We start from the raw sequence: 15,057 nt of genomic DNA, 5'->3' as shown, positions 1-15,057 counted from the left end.
CTCAGGCCCCCATCAGAAAAGCGTGGATGTCCTCGGCCGCATCGCGGCCCTGCGCAACGGCGGTCACCGTCAGATCTTCGCCGCCCGAGGCGCAATCGCCCCCCGCCCAGACATGCGCCATGCCGGTGCGCCCGCGCGCGTCGATCGCGATCTTGCCGCCCGAAATCGTCAGCCCCTCGGGCACCGGCCCAAGCGTCTGGCCAATCGCGGTGAAGATCTGATCGGCCTTGATGCGCAAAGTGTCCTCAAGCTGCACCAGCTTGCCGCCCTGCGTTTCGGTGCGGGCAAACTCGACCTCATAGCCCTGATCGTCCTTGCGGATCGCCACAGGCGCCGCATTCGGCACGATCTGCACGCCGTTCTTTTGCGCATGCTGCTGTTCGTGCCCCGAGGCGGGCATCTCGGCTTGCGAGCGGCGATAGACGATGCTCGCGGTTTCCGCGCCGAGCAGTTTCGCCTGCACCGCCGCATCGATGGCGGTCATGCCGCCGCCAATCACCACGACGCGCCGCCCCACCGGAACCAAGGCCAGATCCTCGGCCTGACGCAGCTGCGCGATGAACTCGGTCGCAGGCGTCGCAAATTCCGCCCCGGGGATCGTCAGCGCATTCACACCGCCAAGCCCGATGCCCAGAAACACCGCGTCATGATCGGCCAGCAGATCCGCCACCGAGCCATTGCGGCCCAGCTGCCAGTTCTCCAGCACCGCGATGCCGCCGATCTGCAACAGCCAGGCCACTTCCCGCGCGGCAAAGCCGCCCGGCGCCTTGTAGGCGGCAATGCCATATTCATTCAGCCCGCCCGGTTTCAACCGCGCGTCATAAACCGTGACCTCGTGGCCCAGCATCGCCAGCCGATGCGCGCAGGCCAGACCCGCAGGCCCCGCCCCCACCACGGCCACGGCTTTCCCCGTGCGCGGCGCGCGCGTGAAGGGATGGGCGCCCGAGGCCTGCAGCGTGTCGGTGGCAAAGCGTTGCAGCGCGCCGATCTCGACCGGCTTGCCCTCGGCCGCCTCGCGCACGCAGGCGCCCTCGCACAGGGTTTCGGTCGGACAGACCCGCGCGCACATGCCGCCCAGGATATTCTGCGACAGGATCGTCTTTGCCGCCGCCTCGGGCGTGCCGGTCAGGATCTGCCGGATGAACAGCGGCACGTCGATGTCGGCGGGGCAGGCCGTGGTGCAGGGCGCCTCGGCGCAGAAATAGCACCGCGCGGCGGCTACCTGCGCCTGATGCGCGCTCAAGGGCGGCGCGACATCGGCAAAGGCCGTGCAATAGTCCGCAGGCGGAAGACGCCCGGGATGCACCCCGGGCCGGTATTGGCTTGTGGTCACTTGGACCTCCCTGGCTTTTGTTCTTGCCCGAAAGGCTGCCACGATCAGAAATTTTATCAATAGGTAAAATACTGGCGGAGGGGATTGGCGCATCGCCGCCGGGCATCTGCCCAAGGAATGGGCTGATGCGGGGCAGATTGCGGTCAGAGATTCGGAAAGACGGCGCATAACGGCGGCGAAGGCCGAATATTTCGCCAAGATCAGCCAGAGAGTCGGCCAGAATCAGAGCCGCAGGCAGGCCAATCACGTCAATCCCGCGAAGTGGGAAGCCGTCAGAATGGTTTCAACCCCTCGCCGCGAAAAAAATCGGCGCGACAATTCGACCTGAAAATTCCGGTTGCCTGCGACAGGCCGTCTCCCCCCGGGACGCGGGCGCAGCGGCCCGATCTGCGACAGGCTAACGCAGTTTAATGTACATCTGCCATGACAGTTTCGTCCGAAGGCTGGTTTCGCGCCCCCTGCAAGGCGCCCGCGGCGCGGCGGCCGCAAGGCGCAAACCCCCTTTGCCACATGGCTCTTGCGCCCTGTCGCACCCCCCTGCCGCAGCCCCCGCGCGGGCCCTTTCCCCACCCCCGGAATCAGCCAAAGATGCCTCCGGAACACCTGTTTTCACTGGGGTTTGCGCCCCCCGGGGGGTGGCCGAATTTGCCGCAGTGTCAGCCCGACTTTACACTTGATCGTCGCCCCTCGGGCTCCCATAGTGCGTCTCACGAGGTCGGATCACAGACGGTCCGGCAGCGGGGGGGCGCTGAGACGGGGCTCAAACTTAACCGAGAGAGTCTCATCAACGTTCCCAATGATCCCAGTTTTGGAGGATTCGGGACAATGACTGACGATAAAGCTGGGCCGAGCGGCCTGACGCTGAAAGAAGCTGAAGAAATCCACAGCTACCTGATCGACGGCACCCGTGTGTTCGGGGCGATGGCGCTTGTTGCGCACATCCTCTCGGCCATCGCCACGCCGTGGCTCGGTTAATCGGGTAGAGGAGAATATACGATGAACAACGCCAAACTCTGGACCGTCGTCAAACCCTCGACCGGTATCCCGCTGATCCTCGGCGCCGTTGCGGTCGCCGCTCTGATCGTGCACGCCGGCCTGCTGACCAACACCACCTGGTTCGCGAACTACTGGAACGGCAACCCGATGGCGACCGTCGTCGCTGTTGCGCCGGCTCAGTAATCTGCTGACCTTTGGGCCCACCGGCGACCGTCGGTGGGCCCATTCCCTCCGGGGCTGAGCCCCTCGCACTTTCTCTCTCCGACGGGCGGCTGGACTATGGGCTACCGTGCTTTTGCTCTGAAGAACCTGGCGCGGCACGCTCCGAAGTACCTGCCATTCGCCGACGTGGCCAGTGAAGAGGTTCCGCTCTCGCGGTTGCTGCGACTGTCGCTCTTTCAGATCACCGTCGGGATGACCTTGACCCTGCTCGCGGGCACCCTGAACCGGGTGATGATCGTCGAGCTGGCGGTTCCGGCCTCGCTCGTTTCGGTAATGCTGGCGATGCCGATGCTGTTTGCGCCCTTCCGCACGCTGATCGGCTTCAAGTCCGACACGCATAAGTCGGCCCTCGGGCTGCGTCGCGCGCCCTGGATCTGGAAGGGAACGATTTATCAATTCGGCGGATTCGCCATCATGCCCTTCGCGCTTCTGGTGCTGTCGGGGTTCGGTGAATCCGTGGATGCGCCGCGCTGGATCGGAATGAGCGCGGCAGCTCTTGCCTTCCTCCTCGTGGGGGCCGGGGTGCATATCGTCCAGACCGCCGGTCTGGCCCTTGCCACCGACCTCGTCGAGGAGGAAGATCAACCGAAGGTTGTCGGCCTCATGTATGTGATGCTGCTCTTCGGCATGGTGATCAGCGCGCTCGTTTACGGGGCGTTGCTGGCGAATTACACGCCCGGGCGCCTGATCCAGGTGATCCAGGGCACGGCGTTGATGAGTGTCGTGTTGAACATGGCTGCGATGTGGAAGCAGGAATCGATCAGCCGGGAACGCGCCCGGCAGATGGAGGCCGCGGAGCACCCGACCTTCAAGGAGGCCTTTGGCCTGCTGATGGGCCGTTCGGGGATGCTTGCCCTGCTGACGGTGATCGCGCTGGGGACTTTCGGCTTCGGTATGGCCGATGTGCTTTTGGAGCCCTATGGCGGTCAGGCGCTGCACCTGACTGTCGGGGAGACGACGAAACTGACCGCGCTCTTTGCGCTGGGGACGCTTGCCGGTTTCGGCACTGCGTCCCGTGTGCTGGGGAACGGGGCAAGGCCGATGCCGCTGGCGGTGCTGGGTGCACTGATCGGGGTTCCCGGGTTTGCTGCCATCATTCTGTCCTCGCTGATCAGCCAAGGCGGTATCTGGCTGTTCCTTGCGGGCACCTTTGCTGTCGGGCTTGGCATCGGTCTGTTCGGCCATGCCACGCTGACGGCGACGATGCGCACCGCGCCCGCCGATCGGATCGGGCTGGCGCTGGGCGCCTGGGGGGCTGTGCAGGCGACGGCCGCGGGCCTGGGTGTCGCGCTTGCGGGGGTGGTTCGTGACGGTTTGGTTGCCCTGCCGGGGACTTTCGGGTCCGGTGTGGTGGGGCCTTACAATACGGTGTTCGCCCTCGAGGCGTTGATCTTGATCGTGGCCATCGCCTTTGCGGTTCCGCTTATCAGGCGGGGAGGCCGATGACCCGAGGCCGGTCGGGACACCTGGACGTGACTGTAGAATGCCCTTGAACCCGAGGAGGACGCATGACGACGGTGATCACACGGCTTTATGCCGATGAAAGAACGGCTTGCGACATCGCAAGACAACTGAAAAGTGAAGGCATTCCGAAACGCGCTCTGACGGTCGTCGTCGCCGACGGCAAGAAGGGCGCCGCCTTGGCCGAAGCCCTCAAGTCCGCCGGCGTGCATCCCAGCGCGGCTGCGGGCTATGCCGAACGTGTCGCCGGCGGCGCTGCCGCGCTCGTGGCGAAAGTCAACTACAAGCCGCTCGGCGCGGCGAAACTCGTGCGCGCCATCACTGCTCGCGCAGCGGTGGTCGCGGTCGAGAACGCAACCGAAGAGTTCACCTGTGAGGACGCATCTGAAATGACTGACAACATCATGAAAGACCACCGGCACATCTTCCTGCCGCAACCCTGCAAGGCCGACGAAAAGCCCGGCGCCTTCTCGGAGCGCTTTGGCTGGAAACTTCTGCTCGACACCCCGCGCAAGAAGAACGTCTACGAAGGCACCAAGTTCATGTCGCAAGACTTCTGGCCGACGCCGCTGGTGAAAACCACCGCGCCGAAGGTCAAGCTGCTGCCGGCTGACGCGCCGCCGCAATCGGCGAAGTTCTGGAAAGCTCCGCTGCTGAAAGACACGCCGCGTCAATCGAACGTGATCCCGGGCGACTTCCTGCCCTTCTCGAACACCTTCGGTCTGGCGACCATTCAGCGTCGCTGATCACCAAGAGGGGCGGCGCTGACCGCCCCCGCACTCCTCGGGTTTGCGCCCGTCTGTCCGCCCTTCCCCGGAAGGTCCGAACAGGCGGGCGCCTTTTATTTGCCCCCCTGCCCCGCCGAGGTCTGGCCTGCCGCTCCGACCCTCACGCGGTGATGAAATCGCGCACGAAACTGGTGGCCGGGCGGGCGCGGATATCTTGCGGGCGGCCGATCTGCTCGATCCGGCCCATCGACATCACCACCACCATATCGGCCAGCGCCATCGCCTCTTCCTGATCATGGGTGACGAAAATCGTGGTCAGGCCGGTCGCATCGTGAATGTCGCGCAGCCCCTGGCGCAGCTCCTTGCGGACCTTGGCATCGAGCGCGCCGAAGGGCTCGTCCAGAAGCAGCATCCGCGGCTCGATCGCCAGCGCCCGGGCGAGGGCCACCCGCTGGCGCTGCCCGCCCGAAAGCTGGCTCGGATAGCGCGATCCGATGTCGGGCAGCTGGATCAGCTCCAGAAGCCGCGCCACCCGCCGCGCGATCTCCAGCTTCGGCGGCCGCTCCGCCCGCGGCCGGGCGCGCAGGCCATAGGCGATGTTTTCAAACACCGTCATGTGCCGGAACAAAGCATAGCTTTGAAACACGAAGCCCGCGCGGCGATCCTGCACCCGCAGGTTGGTGGCGTCATGGCCGTCAAACAGCACCCGCCCCGAGGTCGGGAATTCCAGCCCGCCCAGAATCCGCAACAGCGTCGTCTTGCCCGAGCCAGAGGGGCCCAGAAGCGCCACCAGCGCCCCTGAGGGAACGGCAAGCGACACCGGATGCAGCGCCGCCGTGGTGCCGAAGAGCTTCGAGATTTCCTGAATGTCGATATCCATCATGTCCCTCAATGGCGGTGGGTGGCGGCGATTTCGTCGGCGTGGCGCAGTTCCAGCACGGTCTTGAGCAGCAGCGTGACCAGCGCGAGCGCGGTCAGAAGCCCCGCCAGCGAAAACGCCGCGACCGAGAGATATTCGTTGTAAAGCATCTCGATGGTGATCGGCATGGTCGCGGTCTGGCCGCGGATCTTGCCCGAAACCACGGCGACGGCGCCAAATTCCCCCATCGCGCGGGCGTTGCACAAAAGCACGCCGTACAGCAGCGCCCAGCGGATCTTCGGCAGCGTCACCGTGGTGAAAACCCGCCAGCCCGAGGCGCCCAGCGTCAGCGCCGCCTCCTCTTCCTGACAGCCCTGCTCGATCATCACCGGGATCAGCTCGCGCGCGACAAAGGGGAAGGTGACGAACATCGTCGCCAGAACGATCCCCGGCAGGGCGAAGACGATCGGGTAGCCCTGCGCGACAAGCCAGCCGCCGATCGCGGAATTCGCCCCGAACATCAACACGATGCACAGCCCCGCCACGACCGGGGAGACGGAAAACGGCAGGTCGATCAGGGTGATCAGGAAGGCCTTGCCGCGAAACTCGAAGCGGGTGATGAACCAGGCCGCGGCAATGCCGAAAGCGGCATTGAGCGGCACCGACAGCGCGGCGATCGTCAGCGTCAGCCGGATCGCCGAAAGCGCATCGGGGTTGCCAAGGCTTTTGAGCGCGGCAAACCAGCCCTTCGCCAGCGCCTCGACAAAGACGGCCAGCAGCGGCGCCGCGACCAGAAGCGCCATCCCGGCCACGGCGGCCAGGATCAGAAGCCCCCGCACCAGCGGCGTTTCATCGGTGGCAGAGCGCCAGTTGCGTTCGGCTGCGTCAGACATCGCCAATCCTCCGGCGGCTCCAGATCTGGATCAGGTTGATCGACAGCAGCATCGCGAAGCTGATCACCAGCATGGCGATGCCGATGGCGGCGGCGCCGTCATAGTTGAATTCTTCCAGCTGAATCACGATCAGAAGCGGTGCGATCTCGGTTTTGAGCGGGATGTTCCCGGCAATGAAGATGACCGAGCCGTATTCACCCACCGCCCGCGCCAGCGACAGCGCAAAGCCGGTGAGCGCGGCAGGAAGCAGCATCGGCGCGATCACCCGGCGCAGCGTGGTGAAACGAGTCGCGCCCAGCGTTGCCGAGACCTCCTCGACCTCGCGGTCGATTTCCTCGATCACCGGCTGCACGGTGCGGGTGACGAAGGGCAGGCCAACAAAGACCAGCGCGATGAAAATCCCCGCTTGCGTATAGGCGATCTTCAGCCCGAAATCCTTGGCCAGCGCGCCGAAGACCCCGTTGGGCGCGTAAAGCGCGGTCAGCGCGATGCCCGCAACCGCGGTGGGCAGGGCGAAGGGCAGATCGACGGCGGCATCGATCAGTCGGCGGCCGGGAAAGTCATAGCGCACCAGCACCCAGGCCAGCGCGACACCGAAGACCAGGTTGAACAGCGCCGCGAAGAACGAAAGCCGGAACGACAGCTCCAGCGCCGCCCAGACCCTTTCGCGGTTCACCGTGGCCCAGATCCCGTCCAGCCCGTAGCTGGCGCCCTGCGCCAGAAGCGCGCCGATCGGGCAAAGCACGACCAGCGACAGCATCGTCAGCGTGATCCCCATTGACAGCCCCAGCCCCGGCATCGGCGAGCGATTGATCAGCGGGCGCGGCATGCTGGCGGTCCTTTCCGTGAGCCTCGTCATTTCCGAAATATCCACTGTGCCAGTCGCGATTGAAAGGGTTAAATCACGCCATTGTTGGTCGTGAATATAGAATTTTATTCCCCACCCTTTTCACGCCCTGCCGCGCCGAGTCGGCAGATGAAAAGGCCCCGCCGGGGCGGGGCCTGTGGCAAGGATCTGCCCCGCAAGGGCCGTCAGGCCGGGGCGCCGGTGCCGTCGAAGACGCCCTCGAACAGCACCGAGGACAGGTAGCGTTCCCCCGAATCGGGCAGGATCACCACGATGGTCTTGCCCGCGTTTTCGGGCTTCGCCGCCAGCCGCAGCGCCGCCGCCGTGGCCGCCCCGCAGGAGATCCCGACCAGAATGCCTTCCTCGCGCGCCAGCCGCAGCGCCACCGCCACCGCCTCTTCGTTCGTCACCTGCTCGATCGCATCGACCAGCGACAGATCGAGCACCTCGGGCACAAACCCGGCGCCGATGCCCTGGATCTTGTGCGGACCGGGTTTCACCGGCTCGCCCGCCCGGGTCTGGCTGAGCACCGGGCTGGCCGCGGGCTCGACCGCGACCGAGGTGATCTGTTTGCCCAAGCCTTTCTTGAAATAGCGGCTGACGCCGGTGATCGTGCCGCCGGTGCCGACGCCCGCGACGAAAATGTCGATCTTGCCGCCGGTGGCTGCCTCGATCTCGGGGCCGGTGGTGCGTTCATGAATCGCCGGGTTGGCCGGGTTCCTGAACTGTTGCAAAAGCACGTATTTCGGGTCCGAGGCGGCGATTTCCTCGGCCTTGGCGATCGCCCCCGCCATGCCCTTGGCGCCTTCGGTCAGCACCAGTTTCGCACCGTAAGCCAAAAGCAGCTTGCGCCGTTCCAGGCTCATCGTTTCAGGCATCGTGAGGGTGATCGGAATGCCGCGCGCCGCCGCCACGAAGGCCAGCGCAATGCCGGTATTGCCCGAGGTCGGCTCGACGATTTCCTTGCCCGGGCCCAGCAGGCCGCGTTCCTCGGCATCCCAGATCAGCGCCGCGCCGATCCGGCACTTGACCGAGCCCGCCGGGTTGCGCGACTCGATCTTGGCCAGAACGGTGGCGCCCAGCCCCTGCCCCAGCCGCCCCAGTTTCACCAGCGGCGTGCCGCCGATCGAGCGCGAATTGTCCTCGAAAACCGTCGTCATCTGCTTCTCCCCGAATGGTCTCGCCCTTATCGAGCATGCCCGGCGGCGGTTGGAAAGGGGCGAAAACACGCCGTTCTGAAAGCGGCCGAACTTTGGGAGAATGGTGTTTTGGCCGCAGCCCGGGAAAGCACAAAATTCCTCTCTGCGCCGGGATCAGGCCCGGAATGCGGGCCGAAAACCGGCCCGCTCCCCCGTTCAGAGAACAAAATCCGCGACTCGGCCCCCTGTGGGGGGCAGGGATTCGCGTCGGCTGCGCTTACAGATCGCCACCGAAACCGTAGGTCTGGGTGACGTAGTCGATATCCTTGTCGCCCCGGCCCGACAGGTTGATCAGGATCGACTTGCCCGGATGGGCCGCCGCCTCGCGCATCGCGAAAGCCACGGCATGCGCGCTTTCCAGCGCCGGAATGATCCCCTCGTGCCGCGACAGCGCGAAAAAGGCCTTCAGCGCCTCCTTGTCATTGGCGGTGGTGTACTGCGCCCGGCCGATCTTGTGCAGATGCGCATGCTCCGGGCCGACGCCGGGATAATCCAGCCCCGAGGCGACGGTGTGCACCGGCGCGGGCTCGCCCTGCGCATCCTTGAGCACCAGGGTGCGGAAGCCGTGAATGTCGCCATCCTCGCCAAAGGAAATCGTCGCCGCGTGATCGCCGAGATTGGAGGAGGTGCCCAGCGGCTCGACGCCGTAGAGCGCGACCGAAGGATCGTCGATGAAGCCCGAGAAGATCCCCATCGCATTCGAGCCGCCGCCGACGCAAGCCGCCACCATGTCGGGCAATTCGCCCGTCATTTCAAGGAATTGCTCGCGCGCCTCGACGCCGATGACATGCTGGAAGTCGCGCACCATCCGCGGGAACGGGTGCGGCCCCACGACCGAGCCGATGGCGAAAAGCGCCGTATCGGCCTGGGCGATGTAGCTCTGGAAGCAGCTGTCCACCGCCTCCTTCAGCGAGCGCCCGCCAAAGGAGACCGGCACCACCGTCGCGCCCAGAAGCTTCATCCGGGTGACGTTCGGCGCTTCCTTGGCGATGTCGATCTCGCCCATGTGGATCTCGCATTCCATGCCGAAATAGGCCGCCGCCGTGGCCAGCGCCACCCCGTGCTGCCCCGCCCCGGTCTCGGCCATCAGCTTGGTCTTGCCCATGAATTTCGCCAGCAGGCCCTCGGCCATGCAATGGTTGAGCTTGTGCGCGCCGGTATGGTTGAGATCCTCGCGCTTGGCATAGATCTGCGCGCCGCCGCACAGCGCCGAGAGGTTCTTCAGATAGGAAACGGGCGTGGGCCGGCCCTGGAAATGCTTGCGGATCTGACGCAGCTCGGCGATGAACTCGGCCGATTTCGAGATCTTCGCATAAGCTTCGCGGATCTCCTTGAAATGCGGCTCAAGCGGCGGCGGCAGCATCGCCCCGCCGTAAGAGCCAAACCAGCCGTCCTTGTCCGGCGTCGTCTTGAGATAGGATGTCATCCTCGGTCCTCCCACGGTCTTTCCGCGCGGGATTTGACGCAGAACCGGGCCGCTCGGCAAGACGCGAAAGCGCCACAGCCGATTTCCGCGGCTTTCCTGCCCTCAGCCGGTGCGGCAGGCGCTGGCGCGCAGGAAACCGGCGAAATCGGCGGCATCGAGCGGGCTCGACCACAGGAAGCCCTGCCCGACATCGACGCCCAGATCGACCAGCATCGCGCGCTGCGCCGCGTCCTCCACCCCCTCGGCGACCGAGCGGATGCCCATGCCGCGGGCGATTTCGGCGATCGCGGCGACGATGGCACGATCGGCGCGGCGAAAGCAAAGCCCGGCAATGAAACTGCGGTCGATCTTCAGTTCCGCCACCGGCACCTTCTTCAGATCGGCAAGCGCGGCATGGCCGGTGCCGAAATCGTCCAGCGACAGTTCGTAGCCGCGGTCCGCCAGCGAATCGAGCAGGCTGATCGTCATGTCGGTGCCGCGGCGGACAAAGCAGCCCTCGGTGATCTCGAGCAGAAGATCGCGGCCGTCGATGCCCGCCGCCTCGAACATCGCGATCGTCTCCAGCAGCAATTCGGGCGATTTGACATCGTCAGGATGGATGTTCAGCGCGATCTTGCCCGGCACCAGCCCGGCGCCGCGCCAGCCCAGCAGATCGGCCGCCACGGTCTCGGCGATCCGGCGCGACAGATTGGGCAAAAGGCCGCGCTCGGCGGCGATGGGCAGGAAACTGTCGGGGGCGACAACAGAGCCGTCGGGCCTGCGCCAGCGCACCAGCGCCTCCGCCCCCAGCAGGCTGCCATCGCTCAGCGCGATCTTCGGCTGATATTGCACATAAAGCTGCCCGCCCTCCAGCGCCGCGCGCAGCCCGGCCTCGATCCGGTCGCTTTCGATCACCCGGCGGCGCAACTGTTCGTTGAACAGCACGCATTGGCCGCGCCCGCTTTCCTTGGCCCGGTTCAGCGCCAGATCGGCCTTGATCAGCAATTCGACCGGATCGGCGCCCGCCTCGGGGCAGATCACCGCGCCGATCGAGGCGCCCGGATGCAGCCGCCGCCCCGCCAGAAGCGCGGGCGGTTCGAAAGCCGTCAGCAGGCGATCGGCGATCGGGCGGATCTGCTCCGGCGCGCGCACCTCGGCCAGGATCACCGCGAATTCATCCCCGCCGAGCCGGGCGATCACATCGCCCTCGGACAGGTTGGCGCGCAGGCGGCGGGCGATTTCGGCCAGCAGTTCATCGCCGACGCCATGGCCGAACAGGTCGTTGACATTCTTGAACCGGTCAAGATCCATCAGCAGCAGCGCAAAGCCCCGCCCGCTGCCGCGCTGCCGCGCCACCGCTTCGGCCAGGCGGGCATTGAAGGCCTTGCGGTTCAAAAGCCCGGTGATGTCGTCGATATTGGCCAGAAGATAGTTCTCGTCGCGGGCCCGGCGCAGGCTGTCGACGGCCCGCGAAAGCGCCACGACAGAGTCGTCGCGCTGCCGGGCCGTTTCGCCGGTGCGATAGGAAAAATAGGCCAGAAAGCCGCCATAAAGCAGCGCGTAAAGCGTCACCGGCCAGGCCTGCGGCCAGCCGCCCAGGTGAAACGACACGATCACCGCGGCCAGGATCGTCGACTGAAAGGCCAGCGCGGCGACGAAGGCGCGGTGCAGCATGAAGATGCCCCCCGCCAGCATGCCAGTGCTGACGAGCAGCACCACCAAGGGGTCGCCGGTCTTCTGCAGCCCGATCACATGCAAAGGCAGCACCGCCCAGGGCGTGGCGAACAGCACCGAGGTCAGGATCATCCGCCGCGCCGCCCGGGCCGAGACCCGCCGGATCTGGCGCCCGGCGGCACGACGCGACATCCGGCTGAGCGCAGCGCCCAGCACGAGGATCGCGCCCAGCCAGACCACGACAAAACTGCGGTCGTCATGGCGCAGCGATTCCAGCACGTAGATCAGCGCGTTCAGCGCGGTCACCACGACCCCGACCGAGGTCCCCTGCACGACGCTGGCCACGTCTTCCGCGCTGGGATGCTTGGTCAGCACCGCCCGGATCCGGCTCAACAGGAGAGACACCTGGGGCAAAGTTCAGTCTTTCATCGGAATCGCGCGCCCGATCATGGCGGCAAATGGTAACCAGCCCCTGAAGACGATCCGAAAATCCCGCCCCGGGCGAAAGGCCGCCGCCCTCAGGCGAGGACGGCCGTTTCCGCCCGCAGCCCGTCGACCGGCAGAAATTTGTCCAGAAAATCCATCGCGGGCAGGGGTTTGGCGAAATGATAGCCCTGCCCCAGATCGCAGCCATGCTGGCGCAGCCAGACCACCTGCGCGGGTGTGTCGATGCCCTCGGCGACGGTGCGCAGCCCCAGCGCCGCCGCCATCGCCAGGGTCGCACGCACGATCGCATCGGAGGCCCCGTCATCCAGCGCGATGCGCGAGACGAAACTGCGGTCAATCTTCAGCTCTTTCAGTTGCAGCTTCTGCAGATAGCTGAGCGAGGAATAGCCGGTGCCGAAATCATCCGCCGACAGCTCGAACCCGGCGGTCAGCAGCGCCTCGATACTGTCGCGCGCCTCCGAATTCAGATCGACCACCGCGCCCTCGGTGATCTCGAACAGCACATCCTCGGGGCCAAGACCCGCCGCCTGCAGATGCGCCAGCACCGCCTGCCCGAACCGGACCCGGCGCAGGCTCTCGGGCGAGAGATTGACCGAGATGCACAGCTGCTGGCCGCGCCCGCGCAGCGTCGCGACAAAGGCACCGACCAGATCGATCATCAAAAGGTCGATGTCGCGCACGAGGCCGGTCTTTTCCGCGATCGGCATGAAGATGTCGGGGCCGATCCCCGCCAGCGCCGGATCGGTGCAGCGCACCAGCGCCTCGGCCCCGGCCAGGCTGCCGTGATCGAGCAGATTGATCTTCGGCTGCAGATAAAGCGCAAAGGCGCCGTCACGGATCGCGCGCTGCAGCGATTGTCCGATCGTCGCCTCCCGCGCCAGCCGGTCGCGCAGCTTCGGCGTGAAGGGCACGGCGCGGTTGCCGCCCAGCGCCTTGGCCTCGTACATCGCCAGATCGGCGTTGAGCCACATTTCCTCGGGGCTGTGCGCATCCATCGGAAACAGGCTCATCCCCATCGAGGCGGAGAGATAAAGCGGCTGACCGTCGATCTCGAAGGGTTCCGCGAAGGCCTGCGCCAGCGCCGCGGTGGCCGCCTCGGGGGCCTCGGCGCGGCGGCCGCGGCTGAGGAAGGTGAATTCCTCGGCCCCGACCCTGGCCAGCAGCTGATCGGGGTCGCGCAGCGCCTCCAGCCGTTCGGCGACCTTGCAGATCACCCGGTCGCCCAGCTGCGGGCCGAAGCGGTCCTTGATCTGCTGGAACTGGTCGATCGACAGGAAGACCTGCTGCAACAGATCGCCCGCGGCACGCGCGCGCAGCTGCGCCGGGCCGATCTGGGCGCGAAAGGCTTCGCGGTTCGGCAACCCGGTCAGCGCGTCATGCGTCGCGGCATGGCTGGCCTCTTCGGCGGCCTGGGCCAGACGCCGTTCGTCCGCCAGCCGCTGGGTGATGTCGGAGACCGAGCAGACCACCTGCACCGGCCCGCCGCGCGCTTCCATCGGCGCCGCATTGACCGAGATCACCCGCTCCGTCCCGTCCGGCCGCGGCAGGGTCAGGCGCAGGTCGTGCAGCGTCTCGCCGCCCTGCGCCACGCGCCCGAAGGGAAAGCCCCGCCCCGCCCCGGCGCCGTCGTGGTGGCCATGAAGCCAGCCCAGCGCCGCGTGAGAGCGCCCGACCAGCCCCGCCCCGTCGGTGTCGAGGATCTGCTCCGCCTCCATATTCGCAAAGACGATCACCCCCGAAGGGTCGAAGGCGAGGATGCCCGAGACCGAGGTTTCCGTCAGCCGCTGCAGGAAGTCGTTCTTCGCGATCAGCTCGGCTTCAAGCTGCTTGCGGCGCGAGATGTCGAGATGCACCCCCGAGAGCACCAGCGCCTCGCCGGTGGCGGCCATCTCGACGGCGCGGCCGCGCGACAGGATCCAGACCCAGTGCCCGTCGGCATGGCGCATGCGGAATTCTTCGGTGCAGAAATAGTCCCGACTGCGGAACTTCGGCGCCTGGGTGGTGTTCAGCCGCGCCATGTCCTCGGGATGGACCAGCGCGCGCCAGTCGTCGATCGTCATCGGGCTGGGCAGGTCTTCGGGGCGGCGACCGATGATCTCGGCCCAGCGGTCGTTGATCACCAGCGCATTGGTGCGCAGATCGTGCCGCCAGGTGCCGACCTGCCCCCCGGCGATGACATCGGCAAGGCCGCGGATCGCCTCCTGCTGGTCGTGCATATCAAGGGCAAAGCCGAACAGCCTGCCGCCGGGGTCGCGAAAGGTGCTGTCGACATCGGTCACCACCTTGATCCAGCGATAGCTGCCATCAAGACAGCGGATCCGGTGCAGATGCGGCGGCACCGGCACCCGCTTGCCGGCGAAAATCTCGCGGTGCAGCGCCATATGGGCGTCGTAGCTTTCCAGGTCGTCGGGATGGATCAGCGCGCGCAGCTCGGTTGTCGGCCGCGCCTCCGCCTCGGGCCAGCCGACCCGGCGCGCCAGCAGGCCTGAGGCGCGCAGCCACAGGACCCCGTGGCGGTCGGCGAAGCTTTCCCAGTCGCAGCCCCCCGCCGCATCCAGCGCCCCGCGCAGCCGGTCCTCGGCCTGCGAGACCGCGTTGAGCGCGTTTTCCTGCTGCGCCAGCGCCCCGCGCAAAAGCGCCCAGAGCGCCAGCGCGGTCAGCGCGATGAAGGCCCAGCCCTTGAAGGTCTGATAGGATTGATAATGCTGATAATCCCGCGACAGCAGCGCCAGCAGCCGGTCGCTGGTCTGGATATAAAGCACACCCACCAGCGCATAGGCCGCAGCGACCCGAAATGCAGTGAGGGGAGGAACCAGTCTGGCAGGCATGGCGGACTTTTCGCGTGTGTTCCGTGGTCTTGGCAAGTCGGACACGAACGCGGACGATGTGTCAATCGCCGTGAACGCCCGCCTCGGACATCCAGCGGAACCCTGCACCCGAAGCGGTGAAGCAATCCTTGCGATTTTGCGGCTTTCGGGCGAATTCTGAAAAAC

Annotated in this window: 12 protein-coding genes; 4 read left to right on the top strand and 8 right to left on the bottom strand. The window is 66.2% G+C overall.

From position 1 onward, the window contains the following. Window position 1: 1 nt before the first annotated feature. Entirely contained in the window at window positions 2-1,333 is a 1,332-nt protein-coding gene (locus AC4PTB_RS05275) for an NAD(P)-dependent oxidoreductase (protein ID WP_492192025.1), read from the bottom strand. An 825-nt stretch (window positions 1,334-2,158) separates the two neighbouring features. Here AC4PTB_RS05275 and AC4PTB_RS05270 point away from each other — a divergent pair. The 4 genes from AC4PTB_RS05270 to AC4PTB_RS05255 all read left to right on the top strand — a co-directional run bounded on the left by AC4PTB_RS05270 (window position 2,159) and on the right by AC4PTB_RS05255 (window position 4,758). Next, the gene (locus AC4PTB_RS05270) at window positions 2,159-2,308 is read left to right on the top strand and encodes a light-harvesting protein (protein ID WP_097068188.1); all 150 of its coding nucleotides are present in this window, start codon (window positions 2,159-2,161) and stop codon (window positions 2,306-2,308) included. A 21-nt stretch (window positions 2,309-2,329) separates the two neighbouring features. After that, entirely contained in the window at window positions 2,330-2,512 is a 183-nt protein-coding gene (locus tag AC4PTB_RS05265) for a light-harvesting protein (protein WP_492192024.1), read from the top strand. Between the two features lie 96 nt (window positions 2,513-2,608). Further along, a complete protein-coding gene (gene pucC, locus AC4PTB_RS05260; protein ID WP_492192023.1) occupies window positions 2,609-3,997 on the top strand; it encodes a light-harvesting complex assembly protein PucC in 1,389 nt (462 codons plus the stop codon). A gap of 62 nt (window positions 3,998-4,059) precedes the next feature. Further along, window positions 4,060-4,758, top strand: a complete 699-nt coding sequence (locus AC4PTB_RS05255; RefSeq protein ID WP_492192022.1) for a hypothetical protein — start codon at window positions 4,060-4,062, stop codon at window positions 4,756-4,758. 142 nt (window positions 4,759-4,900) lie between these two features. Here the strand turns inward: AC4PTB_RS05255 and AC4PTB_RS05250 are convergent, their stop codons facing one another. The 7 genes from AC4PTB_RS05250 to AC4PTB_RS05220 all read right to left on the bottom strand — a co-directional run bounded on the left by AC4PTB_RS05250 (window position 4,901) and on the right by AC4PTB_RS05220 (window position 14,892). After that, window positions 4,901-5,620: a sulfate/molybdate ABC transporter ATP-binding protein gene (locus AC4PTB_RS05250; protein WP_492192585.1), complete on the bottom strand. Its 720-nt coding sequence runs from the start codon at window positions 5,618-5,620 to the stop codon at window positions 4,901-4,903. Window positions 5,621-5,628: 8 nt separating this feature from the next. Next, window positions 5,629-6,492 (bottom strand): sulfate ABC transporter permease subunit CysW, encoded by an 864-nt coding sequence (gene cysW / locus AC4PTB_RS05245; protein WP_492192021.1) that lies wholly within the window; start codon window positions 6,490-6,492, stop codon window positions 5,629-5,631. Further along, a complete protein-coding gene (cysT, locus tag AC4PTB_RS05240; RefSeq protein ID WP_492192020.1) occupies window positions 6,485-7,321 on the bottom strand; it encodes a sulfate ABC transporter permease subunit CysT in 837 nt (278 codons plus the stop codon). The genes cysW and cysT overlap by 8 nt, the downstream gene beginning before the upstream one ends. A 203-nt stretch (window positions 7,322-7,524) precedes the next feature. After that, window positions 7,525-8,499, bottom strand: a complete 975-nt coding sequence (gene cysK / locus AC4PTB_RS05235) for a cysteine synthase A (protein WP_492192019.1) — start codon at window positions 8,497-8,499, stop codon at window positions 7,525-7,527. 256 nt (window positions 8,500-8,755) lie between these two features. Then, a complete protein-coding gene (gene trpB / locus AC4PTB_RS05230; protein WP_492192018.1) occupies window positions 8,756-9,964 on the bottom strand; it encodes a tryptophan synthase subunit beta in 1,209 nt (402 codons plus the stop codon). Between the two features lie 102 nt (window positions 9,965-10,066). After that, window positions 10,067-12,010 (bottom strand): putative bifunctional diguanylate cyclase/phosphodiesterase, encoded by a 1,944-nt coding sequence (locus AC4PTB_RS05225; RefSeq protein ID WP_492192017.1) that lies wholly within the window; start codon window positions 12,008-12,010, stop codon window positions 10,067-10,069. 125 nt (window positions 12,011-12,135) lie between these two features. Continuing rightward, the gene (locus tag AC4PTB_RS05220) at window positions 12,136-14,892 is read right to left on the bottom strand and encodes a sensor domain-containing protein (RefSeq protein WP_492192016.1); all 2,757 of its coding nucleotides are present in this window, start codon (window positions 14,890-14,892) and stop codon (window positions 12,136-12,138) included. Window positions 14,893-15,057: the final 165 nt, after the last annotated feature.

The sequence above is a fragment of the Rhodobacter sp. 4.3.4 genome (assembly GCF_058724655.1).
Note: the sequence above shows the minus strand (reverse complement) of the source record. Positions and strands in the feature narration are given on the sequence as shown.